The organism is Cuniculiplasma divulgatum, assembly GCF_900083515.1.
In the GTDB taxonomy this organism is placed as follows: domain Archaea; phylum Thermoplasmatota; class Thermoplasmata; order Thermoplasmatales; family Thermoplasmataceae; genus Cuniculiplasma; species Cuniculiplasma divulgatum.
On record NZ_LT671858.1, the window covers coordinates 228,470 to 247,694 of the forward strand.

The window sequence follows — 19,225 nt, forward strand, 5'->3', positions numbered from 1 at the left end:
TATGTCAGAAAGTAAACAAATGCCAACATTTCAGGACATACAGGATGCGAGAAAATTCCTCAGGGGAAAAACAGAGATTACTCCACTCATGTATTCAAAAACATTTTCAGACATGTTCAATGCACCTATTTACCTGAAGCTCGAAAACTTTCAGAAGACAGGCTCATTTAAATCCAGAGGTGCGCTTTTCAAGATAAGTATGCTCACCGAAAAAGAAAAGACCGCCGGTGTTGTGGCCTGCAGCGCTGGAAATCATGCGCAGGGGGTAGCTTTTGCTGCCAGGGCAAGTGGAATAAGTTCAAAAATAGTAATGCCTTCCTACACAATAAGTGCTAAGATTAACGCTGTGAGGAACTACGGTGCAGAAATACTTCTTCATGGTGATAGTTACGCGGAATCATATCTGGAGGCAAAGAGGATCGCACTGAGCGAAGGCAGAACATTCATAGATGGATTCAACGACAGGTTCATAATTTCAGGTCAGGGCACCATTGGTCTGGAAATCATTGAACAGTTGCCAGAGGTTGAAAATGTGATTGTGCCGACGGGAGGTGGGGGACTCATATCTGGTATAGCAATGGCAATAAAGGAATCAGGAAAAACAACCAGGGTTTACGGAGTGCAGAGCGAGAACTGTGATGCAGTAATTCAGAATCTTTCAGGTGGACCAGTAGTTGGTTCAAGAGGATTCACAATAGCAGATGGAATTGCGGTCCAGAATCCAGGGGACATGAATATTGAACTAATCAGGAAATATGTGGATAACGTAGTCAGTGTTAACGATGAACAGATGGCATATGCATTATTCAAGTTACTTGAGAGGCAGAAGATAGTAGTGGAGGCATCAGGAGCAGCACCACTGGCTGCCATTATGTCACGAAAGATAGACTTAAAAGGAAAACCTACAGTACTTGTAGTTTCAGGTGGAAATATTGATCTCCTCCTTCTTTCAAAAATAATATTCAAGAGTATGGAAATAGACCTAGGGTTGGTAAGGATCGAGTGTAAGATACCTGACAGGCCTGGGACGCTTCAGAAAATTACATCCTCCATATCCGCGTCAGGAGCAAATATATTTCATGCAGAAGTGGATAACCTTTCTCAGGATACGCCGGTAGGTTACCAGAATATTCGGTTCAGTATTAATGTCCGGGACAAGGATCATCTCGATATACTTCTTGAAAGACTAAAAGAATCTGGCTATAAATTTGTCGTAAAATCCGATTGAGTTTCTTTAAACTTTTACATCATATGATCTGATTATTTTTTAATGAAGGGAATGACTATATTTCTTAATTTGACTAATTAATTGCTGTGATGGTTGAATATCAGAATTTGCTGATTACGGTAACAATATCACCATCTGATACACCGTAGTCAAGGCCAACCCTCATGTCTCTTATTTTTGCAGATTCACTGGTTATTATAGCATATCTGAAAGATTCAATCATCTCCCTGCTTATCTTCCTGCAAACTTCCCTTATGGTTGCCCCTTCTGTAAGAACAAGGGGTCTTTCAAAGTCAATAACTCCTGCCTTATTCCTGAGAAATACCCTTACAAGATTCAACTCATCATAGAGTGCCTCCTTTAGTTCATCAACTCCTACCTTTGATGATGCAGATACTCTTATTACCTTACCATATCTTTTCATTGCATCTATCTTACTTTCATCGTGAGGCATATCTATCTTATTAATGACTACAAGTGCCGGTATATAGACAACATTTCCCCTGAAAAAATCAATAAGGTCATCGTCAGTTATATTCTCCCTTATGTAAAGTTCAAGATTTGTTAGCTTGAATTCCTTGGCAATTGCCTTAATTCTATCTTCATTCAGGTCAAGGCTCCTAGGTTTCCTTATCTTTATTCCACCTGTATTCATGCGCTTCATTGAAATGTTTTTTTTCTTCCTGTTTATCACTATACCTGATTTTCTCAGTTCCTCTATGATCCTGTCCATTCCCTTGCATTCCACATCAGATATAAGCAGAATAAGATCAACTGCTCTAACCATACTTAACACCTCTCTTCCTCTGCCAGACCCCAGGGCTGCATTATCTATGATTCCTGGAAGATCGAGGATCTGAATCTGTGTACCCTTGTATTTTAGAGTGCCTGGAATTACTGTGAGGGTTGTGAATGCGAAATTTCCTACTTCACTTTCTGTTCCTGTAATTGCGTTAAGTAGACTGCTTTTTCCAACATTTGGATAGCCAACCAGAGCCACGGAAGCATCTCCAGATTTCGGGATGGAAAACCCACCCTTTCCACCAGAATGTCCGGCTTTTTCAGCGTCAAGCTGGAGTTTTGCCATCTTGGCTTTAAGCAGACCGATATGAGATTCTGTTGCTTTGTTATATTTAGTTTTATGAATCTCTTCTTCTATCTCCTTAATTCTATCCTCTATTGTGGTCAATTATTTTCCTCTTTAAATATCAAATTCCATACAAAGAAAGTTTCTGAACTCTTCACCATCATGGAAGCATTTCAGCAACTTTCTACTACGATTTCCGTATAATGGTTAATGTATTAATTTATCTTTTTATTGTAGAGCATTTTTCCATGCAAACATTCTCAATTTATTGAAACGAAGAGGGTAAAATGATGTTAAAAAATTTTATTATATGGATTTAGTTTTCTTCATTGGTGTATAAAAAATAATTATTCCTTTATTATAGTGCTCTCCCTTATCTTTCCTATAGATATGATCCTTACCGGCTTTCCACATAGCGTTTCTACTGTTTCAATGTAATTCTTCATCTCGGGTGGCACACTTTTATAACCAGTTTCAACAATATGTTCGATCTCAGATTCCTTAAGTTTTCCCCAGCTATCCATGTGTATATATTGAGGTTCTGCCATAGCGTAACCCATTAAAACGTTCATTGGATTCATTACTTCCGGTCTATAAGATTTACATATGGAAATTTCCTTAAAAGTTCCAAGAACGTCAAGTTTAGTGATTGAGAGTTCATCAACATCGTTTAGTTCAGATGCATACTTCACAAGAGGAATATCCAGCCATCCAACTCTTCTTGGTCTGCCAGTGGTTGTACCATATTCAGCACCAGCCTCCCTGAGACGGTCTGCATCAGTTCCACTTAGCTCTGTGGGAAACGGCCCCTCACCAACCCTGGAAGTATAGGATTTTATTACACCAATTATCCTGCTTATTTTTCTTAGTGAAACTCCAGAACCAGTATGTATAGCGCCAGAAATTGTATTTGATGAGGTAACATAGGGATATGATCCAAAATCAATGTCTAGCATTGTTCCGTGACCACCCTCAAAAACCATCTCTTCTCCACTATTCACGCAGTCAAATAGAAATGATTCAGTTCTTGTTACATAATCTTTGATCTGTGGCCAGAAGCCAGCAAGTTCATTGGCGAGCTGATTTAGTTTTTCCTCCGATTGATATTCAGTTCCCCTTAGCTCGGATTCTCTCATTCTTGAAATGAGCGAAAGCTTCTGTTTGACAACATTTATATCTTTCAGGTCTCCTATTCTAATACCATTTCTTGAATATTTCTCTTCATAGGTTGGGCCTATTCCATGGGATGTGGTTCCTATCTTGCTTGCACCACGCATCTCCTCCTGAGCCTTGTCCATTGCCTTATGAAGTTTTGTAACAACATTAGCGGCTGAACTTATGAGTATTTTCAGTCTTGGATTTTCTGGTCGTACGGTCTTAATCTCTGCAATAAGTGCTTCAGGATCTATGACCATACCATTTCCAAGAACAATTGTTTTAGATCGAAGAGAACCTGCAGGAAGGAGATGAAACTTGAATGTACCCTTACTGGTGACGACTGTATGTCCGGCATTTGTACCGCCATTATATCTTACCATAATTGAATCCTTTCCGGAAACAAAATCAGTTATCTTTCCCTTCCCCTCGTCACCAAATTGCAATCCAAGTACAAGGCTTCTCATAGTTTTTCAATGGAATTTGTTTCATCTATTAATTACCTTTGCTAAGAAATGATGGAAAAAATTATAGATCGGGATGAATAGGAAAAAAACAGGTGAACTTTGAATGGAAGATATGCTGGATAAAGATTTTATAAAGCTCATAGAGAACAGTTTTCCTGAAATTAGAATAAACAAGTTTTCCAGTCTAGATTATGGATGGAACAATCATGTAATAGTTGTAAATGATGAAATTGTTTTTAGGATTCCAAGGAACAAGGGGAATGAATCAATTCTTAAAAACGAGGTGAATCTTCTAAAGATTCTTCAAAAGTGCCCATTCAGCATTCCAGATTATATCTATCTGAACACGAATCCCATATTTTTTGGTGGATATAGGATGATTCATGGCGACTATCTAAACAATGCAGGAAAACTTGGAAAGGGATTGATCAGCGATTTTCTAACTCTGAGGACATTTCTGGATACAATAGGATCAGATGACGTTAGGAGGACGGGTTTGCCTGTTTACAACTATAAAAAATGGGTTGAGGGACAGGGGGAGAGGATAGAAAAATATAAACTTTCCCTCAATGAAATAATGCCTGAGAAGTTCTTAAGTGCAGTGAAGGAAAAATGGTACGAAGTTTCTGAAGACATGGAACAATTGGATATGGGGCTGATTCATGGTGATCTTTACAGGAAGAATGTTATAATATCCGAAAATCATAGAAAAATAAGAGGCATAATAGATTGGAGTGATTCAGCTTACGGAGATCGTGCGCTGGATTTCGCGGCATTTGGATATGATTTTCCGCTAAAGGAAAACCTCCATATGCTTCAGGCACAGAAGGATCAATTTGCAGTAAGAGCCATGAAGAGAATCATTTTTTACAGAAATACAGACGGATTCTATCTGGCTCACTACCTTGCAAAAACAGGAAGAAGAAAGGAGGCAGAAATGGAATGCAGAAATATTGTCAGTATATGGAAGAAATATGGCTGGTATTAATATCTTAATATTTAATATTAATATAATGGCACACATAAATCCCACCATTTCTTTTTAAATGAAAAAACCCTTAAAAAAAGCATTTATCTAAAGTGAGCATATAGAATCATGGCATATATAACAATAGATAGTGATAATAAATTAAAGGTACCCAATAAGGCAACTATTGGTTACATTGAAGGAGATGGGATCGGTCCGGATATTACCAAAGCCATGATAAACACTGTAAATGCCTCCATAGAAGTAGCCTATTCAGGTGAAAGGTCAATAGAATGGGAAAAAATAATGGCTGGAGAAGAAGCCTTTGAAAAAACTGGAGAACATTTACCCAAGGATTCACTGAAACAGATAGAAAAGTGTGTCGTGTCCATAAAGGGACCACTGACAACTCCCATAGGTCAGGGGTTCAGGAGTCTGAATGTTACACTTCGCCAGCAGTTTGATCTGTATGCTAATGTAAGGCCTGTAAAATATTTTCCAGGAGTTCCATCGCCAGTTGTGCATCCAGAAAATATGAATATGGTGGTATTCAGGGAGAATACAGAAGACCTCTATTCGGGAATTGAGTGGAAATATGACTCCGAAGGGGCGAAGAAAGTAAGAGAGTTTTTATCACAGGAGTTTGGTATAAGTCTGACTGATGATACTGGCATTGGAATCAAGCCAATAAGCAAGTTTAAGAGCCAAAGGCTTGTAAGAAAGGCAATCGAATTTGCCATAGCGAACAGGAGGAGAAGCGTTACCCTGATGCATAAAGGAAACATAATGAAGTACACAGAAGGAGCCTTTAAGGACTGGGGATACGAAATAGCCAAACATGAATTTGGTCAGCAAACTGTTACAGAAGATGAATATCTTCAGAATCCAGACGCAATGGGTGACAGGATCGTAATAAAGGATAGAATTGCTGATAACATGTTCCAGCAGGCACTTACCAGAACGGCTGAGTATGATGTGATTGCAGCCCCAAATCTAAACGGGGACTACATATCCGATGCACTGGCCGCTCAGGTTGGAGGAATTGGCATTGCACCAGGAGCTAATATAGGTGATGTATATGCAATTTTTGAGGCAGTTCATGGAACGGCCCCAAAATATGCCGGGATGGATGTGGCTAACCCAACGTCACTTATCCTTTCTGCAACTATGCTATTAAGGCACATCGGCTGGACAGAAGCTGCGGACATACTGGATAACGCGGTAACTGCATGTTACAAAGATCAGAAGGTAACACAGGATCTTGCCAGAATACTAAATATAAGAGCACTCAAATGCTCAGAATTTGGCGATGAAATAATAAAGAGGATGAAGAAAGAGTAGGACTATACGAGTAGTGCTCTACTGCTCTCCACATTCCTCAAAATTTCAATACCAGTTCTACTTTTTGCAAAGTCCACTGCATTGAAGGAATCGGTAAAAATATTTATGAAATTGCAGTTTTTCACTGACATTGCCTTTTCAATTGCATCCTTCAAGTTCTTAAAATGATATAGAACAATAACCGGGCCAGGTATCTGTTCCATTGGAACAATCTTTTCTCCATATCTATTCTCAAGTAAATGAACACTTTCATGAAGACCGTCAACATAATCAAAGTCATTTTCCAAAAGTTTCCTTACGGATTGCCTTGCCATCTCTGCGTCTTCCTGTGTATTGAAGTAGTTTATATCACCCTCCGGTCCGTATCCCTTTTTTACATCCCTCTTGAGGAACTCAATTATCCTGTTTTTAAAAAATATGTACTCCTTATCAGAAACTAGAAATAACTGACTCCTGAGAAATCTGTTTGATACAGAAAGATATGAAATTCCAGGAACTGAGTTTGTTGCCATTTCCATATGGCTACTATCCGGTACAATACTAACACCATTCTCAAACTGCTTCCAAATTACGTTATTCTTAGTTACAGCCTTCTGGACGTCAATAAAATCTTTAGTGTTACCATAGATAAGTATTCGCTCTCCTTCACCCCACTTATCAAAGGCTCTAATTGAGTTTTCTTCAGCAACATCCAGAATATATTCGCTGGTTTCTCTGAGATATTCATATATATCATTACTGAGCGTCATAGTGCTTATAGGACACTGAGAATTATGGAGAATCATAGGTTTTGTCCCATTGATAATTGATTCAACAATTCCAACGAACATTGTGTATACCGGAATGGAAATATCAGGAACTACAGCGGTAATCTTCCTAAATTGATCAGTTCTCACGCGTTCACTTCCCAGAACTTCAATCAACCTTGGAGCATAATTATACTTCATTAATTGCACTGTTCTGAGTAATTCTTCCTTGCATGAAAGTTTAGTCCTTCCAGTCTCCATAGATAAAATGGATATCCTTTCATCGGATGCGGAAAACTTTTCAAGAACAGAAATCATCGTTTCTATAAGTCTTGAGGGGGTCAATCGTGAATCACTGGAATGTTCAGTCTTAAGTTCTGAAAGTTTTATATCTTCTACTTCACCAATTTCAGTGGAATCAAATTTACTCCTAACTTTCATATTGAACAGAATAGTATATCTTCTAGCATAAAGAGTGTTTCGCAAAATTGTTCAACACCCAGTTGTTAGAAAGCCACATATACTCAGTTTTGTGATATTTAAATAATCTAACCTTCAATAACATAATTGTTCAACATAACAATTCTACCAAAGAAATAATACATAAAAGATCTTGGAAGATACTCCTACTTAAAGAAGTTGTCATGGATATATTTTGTTAACCAGAAAGAGGTAAAATAGGTCCTGAAATGATCACAACGAAGAGTCAGTGGAAAATTTGATCTGATACCATTAAAAAAGAAAATTATAAATTAATGACTTATTGTTCCGACTCCATCGCATGGAAGAAAGGTTTGTATATTGATTTCAATTTAAGATAAATTCTAAAAAATGGAAATATTATAACGTAGTACTGCAATGTGTAACAATGAAGGTAGTGATACAGGTATCAGAAAAGGATAAAATTCCGATGGGGAATATTGTCGGATCTCACATTGCAGTTTTAAAGGATGTTGAAACTATAGAGGTGGTATTTCTGGAAGGTGCCATAGTGGCAACCGTAAATGAGGAAATGATAAAGCCTCTACTGGAAGAAAAAAAGCTTATATTAATGGCATGTAAAACTTCTATGGAAATGAACAACATAAAAGCTTCAGATCTTGTGAAGGGAGTTTCACCTACACCTCAGGGTGGGTTCATCGAAATCATAAGGAGACAGCAGGAAGGATGGTACTACATTCATGTATAGTTTCAGTATAAGTAAGGCCTAAATTTACCTGAGCATCCCTTACAGAATCATGAAGGTATTTCGCAACAAAACCATTTGATATGCACTGTTCATTTAGATTTTTATAATCTATTTTTGAATAAGTTGATTCTGCAAGTTAAGATTTTGCATTTTAATATTAGAATCTTTTCCTGGACAAATATATATACATAAAATATAATAAATTATTATGAATATATAATTCTACGCGTAACCAAAATTAATATATGACGCATTCTTTAAGTAAGCATGAAAAGACGAATGTTGGATTCAGATGAATCCAGCGGAAGTATGCTGAAAGGTATAGTTGCAACCTTTCTCTCCATGTTGATTCTAGGTCCATTTATGGGAATAGGATGGATCATATCGGGACTTTTTGGAGGGATTGCATCACGAGGTGGCCTAAGAGGCTTTGTAGCAGGACTGATTGGGGGAATAGTTCTAGCCCTCATAGTCATTGAGATATCTTACTATGTGGGGCCTTCAACAATCAACCATATAATGAGTTATACCGGTAATTTCTACTTTGTTAACAATGTAAAGACAATTTACCTTGAAACAAGGCAGCAACTGGGTGTAGACCCATTGCATACAATAATAAGTGTTGTAGCAGAAGGAGCAATAGTACCAGCAGTTGGCGGTCTCATAGGTGGGTTTTTCCTGTCTAGAGACTCAGATTAAAAACTATAAATCCTTTTTTAGAATATCAATAAAATATTCCTCATTTTTTCTTTCCAGTTTTCTGTAGGATGATTGGAGAATATCTAGAATTGAATTCATTATCTTATCCTTTTCAATTCCAAGGTACCCCATAACTTCAGAATCGAGTCCGCACGGTCTTATTTTCATGAAACCTTCAAGGGACGCTTCTCCATAATTTACCGCCAGTCCATGGTACGATACACCCCTATCTATTTTCATTCCAAGGGAGCAGACTTTTTTGTCACCATTTGGGGAATTAGTGACCCAAATGCCCGGTTCTTCCCCAAGATGTGGTTCATAGCCGAGTTCTGTGAATGAATTCATCACTATCTTTTCTAGCGTCTGGACGAACAATCTAACATCCTTTCTCTCATTTTCATTAAAAACTCTAACAATTGGATAAATTACCAGCTGTCCAGGCCCATGGTAGGTTACATCCCCGCCTCTTTCAATGAGTATCGGATTTAGACCCTTATAATTCTCTGGGTTTGCACCCCGGCCTATGGTGTATACTCCAGGAGAATGTTCAACAAAAATAAACGTATCTTCTATTAGATCGTTATACCTTAAAAAATGAAGTTTTTTCTGGAAATTCCAGACTTCTTCATACTCTCGTATTCCAAGATCAAGAAATTGGCTTGAAGTGGAGAGGTTTATCATACGCTATCTCAGCCGATTCCTGTATACCTTCAGAGAGTGTTGGGTGAGGGTGAATAGTTGATCCAATATCCTCTACATTCATACCCGTTTCAACAGCAAGACTGAGCTCACTTATCATCTCGGAAGCACGAGGCGCAGCAATTCCAGCCCCAGTCACAGTACCATCTTCATCATAATATATGCTGTAGAATCCATTTGAACTGTTGAGCCCCTGGCTTCTACCATTTGCCGCAAGTGGGTATCTTGTGGATTTCTGTCCTCTACTCCCGGTAAATGCAATTTCTGGATCTGAATAAACAACCATTGGCATAGCGTAATAATCTACAGTTGTTTTGTCACCTGCGATGTTATGTGCAGCCACCCTACCATCATAGAAAGCTCTATGTGCCAGCATCGGTCCTCCTGTGGATACATCACCAACCGCGTATACACCTCTTTCACTTGTCATCTTGTACTTATCTGTCTTTATGAATCCATTTTCCATCTCAAGTTTCAGGGTTTCCAGACCGAATCCCTCAGTGTTAGGTTTCCGGCCTACTGTGACGAGAACTGCTTCAGCTGAAATGCTTGCACCCGATTCCATCTTGACAAAATATTTATCCTTCTTCTCAACAGATGAAACCTTTGCGGAGAGAAGAATCCTAATACCCATTTCCTTCATCTTCCTCTCTACAGGCTTTATGAGCTCTGGATCAATACCTGTAAGAATACTCGGCAGCATTTCAATTAGTGTTACCTGTGCTCCCAGTTTTGCAAAGGCAGTTCCAAGTTCCACTCCTATGTATCCACCGCCTATAATAACTAGATCCTTTGGAACAGTCTTTATGTCCAGAATCTCCTTGTTATACATCACATCCTTGAAAGCATCTATTCTTGTTGGAGATGATCCTGTGGCAATAACAAGGCTGTCGCATTGATGAGTCTCGGAACCAATCTGCACATGCTGCTTATCCACTATTTTGGCATCCCCATTAATTATTTTCACTCCGTATGCCCTACAAAGTGTTTCAACACCAGATACAAGTCTGTTTATCATTGACCATTTCCATCCCTGCCACTGGTTCATATCAATGTTGTAACTGAGTCTTACACCTGGAAGAGTCTTAAGATAGGATAAGCTCTCTGACATTTCTATAAGTGCCTTGGATGGGATACATCCATAATTCAGACATTCTCCACCAACTTTATTTTTCTCAACCAGCAAAACGCTTCTTCCCAACTGACCAAGTCTGATTGCAGTAGAATATCCACCCGGCCCACCGCCAATAATTATAGCATCATATTTCATATGATCACCTTATCAGGAAAGATATGGGGTCCTCCAGATATGATTTTACCTTCACAATAAATCTGGCTGCATCTGCACCATCTATAAGTCTATGATCGCATGAAAGTGAGATTATTGTACTGTCATCTCCTGATTCGAAATTAGTTCCTTTCTTTGTAGATCTGTGAACTGCAAGTATAGCAACCTCCGGATAATTTATGATCGGTGTTGATATTAATCCACCAATAGACCCAACATTAGATATTGTAAAGGTTGAATCCTGCACGTCCGTTAGGGTTAACTTATTTTCTCTAGCCTTCTTTGCAAGATCGGATATCTCAGATGATATCTGGACAACTGATTTATCCAGTGCGTTTTTTACAACAGCTACTGTCAATCCAGATGGTGTATCTATTGCAACTCCCATATTAATATCCTTTCTGAATATATATCTCTTATTTGCATCATCATAATGGGCATTAAATTTTGGAAACTCGGTGAGTGCCACTGCTACAGCTTTCACAAAGAATGGTGTTAGAGTAACTTTTGTCCCTTTTTCTTTCATATCGTTCATGGTTTTTGTAAGTTTTGAAATATCAACAGTTTCCGCAACCATAAAATGGGGCATGATCTGTTTTGATTTTGACATTTTCTCAAATATCAATCTTCTAAGACCATGAGGTTCGAAGATCTGATCTCCCTCAGATGTATTCGTGGTCTCTTCCACATGAAGGGCTGGCTCAGGCTCCTTTGGCTGTGGTTGGGGACTCACTTTAGGTTCTTCCTTAATAGGAGTCGGTTCCTGCATCCTCTGGCTCTGTGCCTCAGCAGCCTTTGGCTGTTCAACCTGCCTGGCAGTTACTGGCGGTACAGGTGCCATCTTTATACCGGAAGTTTTGGGCGCTCCAGCCTTTTGTTTCATCTCTCTTTCAGCATTATCCAGATCTTCCAGAGTCACCCTTCCATTAGGTCCGGTTGGTGTTATGGTATCCAGATCTATGCCCCTATCTTTCGCAATCCTCCTTATTGTAGGAGAAGCCAGTATTCTTCTATTCTGATCATCATTCATCACTTTCTTTTCACCTCCCTTCTCTTTATCTGCTTCGGATACAGATATACTCTCCTGGGGTTCATTCTTAACCACAGACGCAGGTTCAGGTTTCTTTTCTTCAGTCTTTGATCCATCATCAATCTCTATGATGACTTCTCCAACTTTAACAACCTGTCCTTCCTTAAAAAGTATTCTATTAACCTTTCCTTCTACTGGACTGGGTACGTTTATATTGACCTTATCAGTCATTATTTCTACCATATCCTGCTCTTTCTTTACAACGTCGCCTTCTTTGACAATCCACTTTATTATTTCCCCTTCTGTGACACCCTCTCCGATGTCCGGCAAAGTAAATTTAAACATTTTTATCACCTGTACTGCTGCATTTTATTTACAGCTTTGAGTATCCTCATCTCATTTGGCAAATAATAATCCTCTAATCTGTATGGGAAAGGTGTGTCAGGACCAGTTACCCTCATTATCGGACCCAGCAGATAATCAATTGCCCTTTCTGCTATAAATGCCGATATTTCCGCTCCCATACCAAGGGTTCTTGGTGCTTCGTGAACTATAATTACCCTACCAGTTTTCTTGACTGAATTTAGTATTGTTTCACCGTCATATGGAACGAGTGTCCTTAAATCAATAACATCTGCATCAAGGTTATTTTTGCTTACTGTGTTCATCACTGTAGGAACCATGGAACCATAGGTTATAAATGTAAAGTCATTCCCTTCATGCAAAAGTGATGCTTTTCCTATGGGAATCTCATATTCTTCGTCTGGAACTTCCTGTTTCTGGCTTCTATAGAGCTTTTTAGGCTCCAGGAATATAACCGGATCATTCATCCTCAGACTTTTTATCAGCAAACCCTTTGCATCATATGGATTGGATGGAGTTACAACCGTAAGGCCTGCTGTGTGAGCAAAATATGCCTCTCCACTCTGTGAATGATAAAGACCACCTTTTATACCTCCACCATATGGTGTCCTCAGAACCATGGGAACATTATATTCACCACCACTCCTGTATCTCATTTTTGCAGCCTGATTCACAATCTGATCAAAAGCGGTGTAAATGAAATCCTGAAACTGGATCTCTGGAACTGCTCTCAATCCAGTTAAGGACATGCCTATGGCCATTCCTACAATTCCAAGTTCAACGAGAGGCATATCAATAACCCTTTCTGCACCATATTTCTTTTGCAGTCCTTCTGTTACTCTGAATACTCCACCATCAACACCAATATCTTCTCCTAGAAGAATTATGGAAGTATCTCTTGTCATCATATAATCAAGTGTTGAATTAATGGACTGGACAAGGTTCATAGTTTTGGAACTCATAGTATCTCACCTCTTTCCTCATCAATAATCCAGTTAGAGTTCTCATAAACATCCTGGAACATTGTGTCTGGGGCGGGAGGAGCTATCTTCTCTCTCTCATCAAATATTCTATCTATACGTTCTTTTGCGTCTGTCTTTATTTTTTCTATGGTCTGGTCATCTATATAATTAAGCATCTTTAGCTTCCTCTCTGCTATGACTATGGGATCTTTGTCCGAGCCTTCTTTTACATCATCAGCCCTGTATTTGGAAGGATCATCTGAGGTTGAATGTGGCCCCATTCTGTAACTTACTGCCTCTATAAGAACTGGTTTTCCATCAACCCTAACCCTGTCTATCTCTTCCTTTGAGACCTTATACATCTCTAGAAGATCGTTTCCATCTACCTTAACGCCTCTCATTCCGTAGGCATCTGCTTTCTTCCATATTTCTGCTCTTGTCTGCTTCTCAACTGGAAGAGAGATTGCCCACTTATTGTTTTCACATAGGAAAACTACGGGAAGGTCAAAATCTGCAGCTATATTGAGTGCTGCGTGAAAATCTGGTGTGGAAGTTGAACCATCACCGAATGTCGCCAGAACAATACCATCTCTTTTAAAGTACCTTATGGAATAAGCTGCTCCTACTGCTAATGGTAGATTGGTGGCTACTGGACTCTGTACAGACATGAAGTTATGATCCCTTGCCGTGTAATGGGAAGGCATTTGCCTACCTTTCTCCTTGTCAGAAGAATTTCCCATAATCTGGTCAATAATTGTTCCAGGATCTACGCCTCTATGAAGCATAAGGGGCACATCCCTGTAATATTCAAACAGGATATCCTGATCTTCAAGGGCCATGGACAATCCAACCTGAGTTGCTTCCTGTCCCATGGTTGGCGTATAAAAACCAACTCTCCCCTGTCTCTGTGACATTACAATTTTCTTGTCAAGGGTTCTGGATAGTACCATAGCCTTGTATGCGTTTATTATTTTTTCTTTTTCATCCATATACTTTCTCACCTTTAATTAAGCTTGATATTTTGAGCGGCCCATGCCTCGAATGCCCTGTATGAAGTCCTTACCAGTGGTCCAGAAGCTACAAATCTGAAACCATGTTTGTATCCCATAACCTCGAGTCTTTTGTATCTCTCAGAGGAACAGTATTCCTTCACTTCAATTTGCTTTTTTGATGGTCTTAGATACTGGCCAATGGTCAGTATATCCACTCCATTTCGTCTAAGATCCTCCATTGCCTGCTCGACTTCATCATCAGTTTCTCCATGGCCTAGCATAATAGAAGACTTTGTAATCATATAGGGGTTTTCCTCTTTTATATACGAGAGAACAGAGAGCGACTGATCATATCCTGCCCTTGCATCCCTTATAACTGGTGTAAGTCTCCTTACAGTTTCAATGTTATGGGCCAGAACGTCTGGTTGAGCATCAATAACTGTTCTTATTAACTTCCTCTCTCCTCGGAAATCTGGTATAAGTGCCTCAACCTTGATTCCAAGGCTCTTTACCTCCATTATTGTTTTAGCATAATGGGCGGAGCCCTGATCTGGTAGATCATCCCTATCAACAGAGGTTATGACTGCATATTTAAGACCCATACTTTTAACTGAATCCCTAACCTTATTGGGTTCATCAGGATCAAGTTGCTCCATATTTCCGTGTGTGACAGAACAGAATCGGCATCCTCTTGAGCAGTTCTTCCCTAAAATCATGAAAGTTGCTGTGCCCGACTCCCAGCATTCTGAAACATTTGGGCATCTAGCTTCTTCACAAACAGTATGAAGAGAGTTGCCTCTGATAAGATTGTTAAGGTTACGAAATGTATCTCCAGTGGGGAGTTTTACTTTAACGTAATCGGGCCTTTCCATCAGGGTTATATTTTTTCGTCTTATACTAAATTATCTTTTTTTATAAAGGGGTAACATCTTTGGATAGTTATAACTCTCAAGAATTTTTTAGCAGACTTAATAAAATATTGAGAAAATCAATTTAGACATCGTGAGTTCTATTCGAAACTTTTATTACTTTACGAAAAATCAAGGTCAAAAGGGGTCATAGCTTAGCATGGTTTGAGCACCCGGCTGATAACCGGGAGGTCACCGGTTCAAATCCGGTTGGCCCCATCAGCTCAATGGGGATATAGATAAGACCGGACAAAGTGTGATTTTTCCTCTCAATATTCGACGACTTTTGTCTTGAAATATTTTAGAGTTCTGGTTATCAAGGAATTAACAAATTTAAATGTCCGTCCACCACAAGATTACAAAAATATTTGGTGTTCTTAGTAACACAAACTAAGTAATAATATTGATAATATCATAGTTTAATCGTGATAGCTTTAGTTTAGATATCACAGGTTATTGGAAAATCATATGCAAAAATTTTATAAGTTAATATGAATAAATTAAAAGGCACAAAATCATGAAAAGAAGAAAAATACTTTTAATCTTCCTTGTTCCGATGATTTTGATAATTCCAAAAGTTGTATATGAAGATTACACTGTTCCTCATTCTAATTCTGTAATGCCCCTAAAAAAAGCTTATGGTTTTATAAACACAAATACTGACTCTACAAACACAACATTTAATCTAACCTCTTTAGGAAGCAGAGAATCTATTATTGTTGGCGTGGACACATCTAAACTAGCCACTCCCTTTATTTTCTTTGGGTTACTTATTTTTTCAGTAAAGGACTATGAAAAAATAAACACCCCTCTAACAGGAATGACTTATCAGATAGACAAGGTAAGAGTAAGATATAACGAATCTTCTACTCAGGAATTGCCTGTTCCAACCCAAATTATATATTTAACTACTGGAATCGAAAATGTATATTTATGCGAATATGGGTTTTCTGGAAATTTTACATTGACATACTTCATCAATATCACTCCAATAGGTATTAATGGTCCATTTCATTTTAATGGAAAAGAGGTAACTGAGAAGGTAAATATAGATGTCAAAATAATTAATTAATGCATGAATGAAAATTAGCTTTAATTTTGAGGTTCGGAACATTATCCATGTACACAATAGATTATGGTCTTCTGGATAAAGATAAACAGTTCAGGGAAAAAGACAGCAGTTAATGAAGTTGATCAGTGAATTCGACTTAGATTCAAACTCAAGGGAGTGCAAAAAAGCATAGGTTGAATATGAAAGAAGAGCACAGATCCTTTGAAATTCTAAAATATGTTAAACGGGGAGTGATGGAGGTTATGGGTGTTTAAAAAACTACATATTCGAATCTTTAGAGAATACATACTCGATAAAGCTTGCTATAAAAGCAGTTTCATCAACAGTATCCTCCAAACCAGAACCCAGATGACCTCCCTCTCCAATCATAAGATACGCTTCATTGCCATATGAAATAAGTTTATCATAGAATTTTAGGGCATGTGCAGGATGTACCCGATCATCTGACATTCTTGAATAAGTCAACGATGGGGGATACTTTCCAGGTTTTAGCTGTTCATAAGATGAGTATTTTTTCAGAAATATGGCATCATTTTCATCGTCAGGGTTTCCATATTCACTGACCCAGTACTGTCCTGCCAGTAACCTGTGAAACCTCATCAAATCTATTACGGGATTTCCAATAACTGCCCCCTCAATATATTCAGGAATCTGTGTGAGGGTATATGATGAGAGTAATCCACCATTGCTAACTCCATAGCAGATTACACGTTTTCCTTCCTTTTTTAATTTCTTTATTACTGCCTGAAAGGATTCATATACATTTATCTTATTTTCTCTCATACCCAATTTGTGCCATTCCTCTCCATACTCTCCACCTCCAGGCAGGTTGCATATTACCACATTTACACCATTGTTAAGCAAATAGGCGAATAGATTGTTATATGATGGCAGTAATGAGATATTGAATCCCCCATAACCATAAACAAGAGTGTTTCTAGTTTCCCTATTCGCCTGAAGGAAGAAATAATGAACATTCTTCCCATTAACATTGACCCAGTCTTCAGAGGCATTAAATTTTGATACTTCATTTTTTTCAATCTGTTCTATTTGCCCTTCACTGTAGGAATAGATATTAAATGTTGTACCAAAGTCTCCCATCACAAGATTTGCCCTTTTTTTATCAGAAGCCATGGCAATCAATCCCTTGTATGTGGCAAAAGGAAACTCTTTTATTTTTTTGCAATCAGAACTGTAAAGAACCGGTATCGATTTCGCATCTCTCATGTGAACCGCAAGAAAACCTTCTTTCACTCTTACAGCATCCTCAGCAGGCTCATCCAGTGGATATTCCTTTTCCCCAACAGTAAGGATTCCATTACCTTCAAATCTCAGAGTATATAAAATTTCATTCTCATAATCCAGAATTTTCACCTGACTTTTGTATTTCTTAAATAATTTCCATGTGGTAGGATTGCCTATTTCGCCAATATAGAGTTCAGTAGATATATTATTTCCAGCGTGAATTATAATCTTATCACCATAGGCCTCTCCACTAAGTCCCATCCCCGAAGCAATATTCTTCCCAAATAGGTATTTATCTTCAAGATAGATCCCATTGGATGAACCTGAAGTACTTGAAATATTTTCATCCCTCTTTTCCCTAATGAGATAAAATCTGTCATAAAAATATATTATATCGTGAACAAACCCCTTCTCAGTATATATCTGTTTATCCTTCGAAAAGACTCTGAGAATTCCCTCATCGGAACCTGAGGTTTCAAAGAGTGCAATTCTATCACCTTCCTTTTCAGGTTTTATCCATACAATAATACCTGAGGTCGAATATATCTCTTTTCCATTTACAATAAGGTTGTTTTTACCATTTTCAACGGTTACGAAGCACTGAGCAGTTCCTGTAAGTTCGACAGATTTAACTTTTTTCTGATAAACATAGGGCTTAATATCAGGTCTTATTTTTTCAAATATGGCATTGAACTTTTGTTTGAAAATATACGTTTGTTTTCTGGCATAATCCTTTACCTCCTCATCCATTACTTCAAAATTCAGTTCAGTCATGGGCATTCATAAGGAAATCCAATATTTATATCATGGTAATTAGGTAAACAGATCTGGAAAAAATATCATTGAAACATATTTTTAGTGGTAAAATCTAAGTTTGTACACAATATATATCTGGGGTATAAGGAAAATAATTGAACCAGTTAAAAGAGGAAATCTGAACCCCAAAATAAAAAAACACGACATCTCTATTATCAACCCATATGTATCATGTGTTCTACCATGCTTGAACCTGCTAATCCATTCTTCCCTGCTGACTGGTGATTCCCATTCATCATTGAAGAGATGTGATACATAATCCACCAGAACACCGAATGCAGTAAAAGCACCTATTTCAGAAATGATAAAATAAAAGAGGAAGAGTCTCGAATATAGAATTGCAATATCAAACAGAGAAAACGAAATAACAGCAAGGTATGTCGCAGAAGTTTTACCTCTCACAAAAAGGCCTTCCCATTTCTTAAAGCTAATACTTTCAGTATCCATAGTTAACAGATCGAATTTACATAACATTATCTTTAATTATATTTATTATTTGTTAAAATCTGCTTAATATGACATAGCTTTTATAGGATGTTTTAATTTAAAGTCCATGGAAATATTCAAAAAAGAGAGAGTACTGGAAACAACAAAAAGTCTTGATGATATCATAAAATCATTTACAAATTATCTAATCAATAACGGCTGGAAAGTGCAGAGTAATGTGCAACAGGACAAGGCAATTCTTCAGGCCCAGAAATTCGGAATACTGAGAGGGCTAATTGCAGCCGACAGAGCACTGACTTTTGTATTCACTGCCGAATCAGGTGGCCAGGTCAAGGTTGATGTCGGTGTAGGCAGGCTACTGGGTGATATTACAATAACTGCTATTGAAGTACTTCTTCTATCAGAAATATTTATTGTTATCGACATTCCTGAAATAGCATGGTCAGATCATGTTGAAAAGGAATTGTTGAACGAGCTGCAAACAATAGCCTCACAGTAAATATAAAATTTTTATTATTCAATCT

General features: G+C 38.1%; 18 protein-coding genes and 1 tRNA gene. 8 read left to right on the forward strand and 11 right to left on the reverse strand.

Going from position 1 to position 19,225, the window contains the following annotated elements; genetic code table 11:
- The first annotated feature begins 1 nt into the window (after position 1).
- On the forward strand, positions 2 to 1,228 hold the full coding sequence (gene ilvA / locus CSP5_RS01125; protein ID WP_148689486.1) for a threonine ammonia-lyase: 1,227 nt from the start codon (positions 2 to 4) through the stop codon (positions 1,226 to 1,228).
- Positions 1,229 to 1,328: 100 nt separating this feature from the next.
- Here ilvA and CSP5_RS01130 read toward each other — a convergent pair whose 3' ends face one another.
- Together CSP5_RS01130 and CSP5_RS01135 are read right to left on the reverse strand one after the other, a co-directional pair.
- A complete protein-coding gene (locus CSP5_RS01130) occupies positions 1,329 to 2,417 on the reverse strand; it encodes an OBG GTPase family GTP-binding protein (RefSeq protein WP_148689487.1) in 1,089 nt (362 codons plus the stop codon).
- 245 nt (positions 2,418 to 2,662) lie between these two features.
- Positions 2,663 to 3,937, reverse strand: a complete 1,275-nt coding sequence (locus tag CSP5_RS01135) for an adenylosuccinate synthase (RefSeq protein WP_148689488.1) — start codon at positions 3,935 to 3,937, stop codon at positions 2,663 to 2,665.
- A 103-nt stretch (positions 3,938 to 4,040) separates the two neighbouring features.
- Here CSP5_RS01135 and CSP5_RS01140 point away from each other — a divergent pair, with 103 nt between their 5' ends.
- Together CSP5_RS01140 and icd are read left to right on the forward strand one after the other, a co-directional pair.
- Positions 4,041 to 4,925: a phosphotransferase family protein gene (locus CSP5_RS01140; protein WP_148689489.1), complete on the forward strand. Its 885-nt coding sequence runs from the start codon at positions 4,041 to 4,043 to the stop codon at positions 4,923 to 4,925.
- 108 nt (positions 4,926 to 5,033) lie between these two features.
- A complete protein-coding gene (icd, locus tag CSP5_RS01145; protein ID WP_148689490.1) occupies positions 5,034 to 6,245 on the forward strand; it encodes an isocitrate dehydrogenase (NADP(+)) in 1,212 nt (403 codons plus the stop codon).
- Positions 6,246 to 6,247: 2 nt separating this feature from the next.
- Here icd and CSP5_RS01150 read toward each other — a convergent pair whose 3' ends face one another.
- Entirely contained in the window at positions 6,248 to 7,432 is a 1,185-nt protein-coding gene (locus tag CSP5_RS01150; RefSeq protein ID WP_148689491.1) for a hypothetical protein, read from the reverse strand.
- Positions 7,433 to 7,859: 427 nt separating this feature from the next.
- Here CSP5_RS01150 and CSP5_RS01155 point away from each other — a divergent pair, with 427 nt between their 5' ends.
- Positions 7,860 to 8,180 carry a DsrE family protein gene (locus CSP5_RS01155; protein WP_021789279.1) on the forward strand — a complete coding sequence of 107 codons (321 nt, stop codon included), beginning with the start codon at positions 7,860 to 7,862 and terminating at the stop codon, positions 8,178 to 8,180.
- Between the two features lie 267 nt (positions 8,181 to 8,447).
- Positions 8,448 to 8,879: a hypothetical protein gene (locus CSP5_RS01160; protein ID WP_145983899.1), complete on the forward strand. Its 432-nt coding sequence runs from the start codon at positions 8,448 to 8,450 to the stop codon at positions 8,877 to 8,879.
- A 3-nt stretch (positions 8,880 to 8,882) separates the two neighbouring features.
- On the opposite strand, the gene lipB is transcribed toward CSP5_RS01160, so the two are convergent.
- Genes lipB through lipA form a run of 6 tightly spaced genes read right to left on the reverse strand, consistent with a single transcriptional unit; the run spans position 8,883 to position 15,109 of the window.
- A complete protein-coding gene (lipB, locus tag CSP5_RS01165) occupies positions 8,883 to 9,560 on the reverse strand; it encodes a lipoyl(octanoyl) transferase LipB (protein ID WP_021789277.1) in 678 nt (225 codons plus the stop codon).
- A complete protein-coding gene (gene lpdA / locus CSP5_RS01170; RefSeq protein WP_021789276.1) occupies positions 9,526 to 10,848 on the reverse strand; it encodes a dihydrolipoyl dehydrogenase in 1,323 nt (440 codons plus the stop codon). Before lpdA ends, lipB begins: the two co-directional genes overlap by 35 nt.
- 4 nt (positions 10,849 to 10,852) lie before the next feature.
- Positions 10,853 to 12,241 (reverse strand): dihydrolipoamide acetyltransferase family protein, encoded by a 1,389-nt coding sequence (locus tag CSP5_RS01175; RefSeq protein WP_148689492.1) that lies wholly within the window; start codon positions 12,239 to 12,241, stop codon positions 10,853 to 10,855.
- Between the two features lie 5 nt (positions 12,242 to 12,246).
- Positions 12,247 to 13,221, reverse strand: a complete 975-nt coding sequence (locus tag CSP5_RS01180; RefSeq protein ID WP_241869826.1) for an alpha-ketoacid dehydrogenase subunit beta — start codon at positions 13,219 to 13,221, stop codon at positions 12,247 to 12,249.
- A complete protein-coding gene (locus tag CSP5_RS01185) occupies positions 13,218 to 14,210 on the reverse strand; it encodes a thiamine pyrophosphate-dependent dehydrogenase E1 component subunit alpha (RefSeq protein WP_241869827.1) in 993 nt (330 codons plus the stop codon). Before CSP5_RS01185 ends, CSP5_RS01180 begins: the two co-directional genes overlap by 4 nt.
- 14 nt (positions 14,211 to 14,224) lie before the next feature.
- Positions 14,225 to 15,109: a lipoyl synthase gene (lipA, locus tag CSP5_RS01190; protein WP_338417458.1), complete on the reverse strand. Its 885-nt coding sequence runs from the start codon at positions 15,107 to 15,109 to the stop codon at positions 14,225 to 14,227.
- Positions 15,110 to 15,265: 156 nt separating this feature from the next.
- Here lipA and CSP5_RS01195 point away from each other — a divergent pair.
- Together CSP5_RS01195 and CSP5_RS01200 are read left to right on the forward strand one after the other, a co-directional pair.
- Positions 15,266 to 15,340: transfer RNA gene (locus tag CSP5_RS01195), tRNA-Ile, on the forward strand.
- Between the two features lie 298 nt (positions 15,341 to 15,638).
- Entirely contained in the window at positions 15,639 to 16,193 is a 555-nt protein-coding gene (locus CSP5_RS01200) for a hypothetical protein (RefSeq protein ID WP_148689495.1), read from the forward strand.
- 258 nt (positions 16,194 to 16,451) lie between these two features.
- Here CSP5_RS01200 and CSP5_RS01205 read toward each other — a convergent pair whose 3' ends face one another.
- Both CSP5_RS01205 and CSP5_RS01210 read right to left on the reverse strand, forming a co-directional pair.
- Positions 16,452 to 18,212 (reverse strand): prolyl oligopeptidase family serine peptidase, encoded by a 1,761-nt coding sequence (locus tag CSP5_RS01205; RefSeq protein ID WP_172399371.1) that lies wholly within the window; start codon positions 18,210 to 18,212, stop codon positions 16,452 to 16,454.
- A gap of 81 nt (positions 18,213 to 18,293) precedes the next feature.
- Positions 18,294 to 18,701, reverse strand: coding sequence for a hypothetical protein (locus tag CSP5_RS01210; RefSeq protein WP_077075851.1), 408 nt, complete (start codon positions 18,699 to 18,701; stop codon positions 18,294 to 18,296).
- Positions 18,702 to 18,807: 106 nt separating this feature from the next.
- Between CSP5_RS01210 and CSP5_RS01215 the strand changes: the two genes are divergently transcribed.
- Entirely contained in the window at positions 18,808 to 19,200 is a 393-nt protein-coding gene (locus CSP5_RS01215; RefSeq protein WP_021789266.1) for a hypothetical protein, read from the forward strand.
- Positions 19,201 to 19,225: the final 25 nt, after the last annotated feature.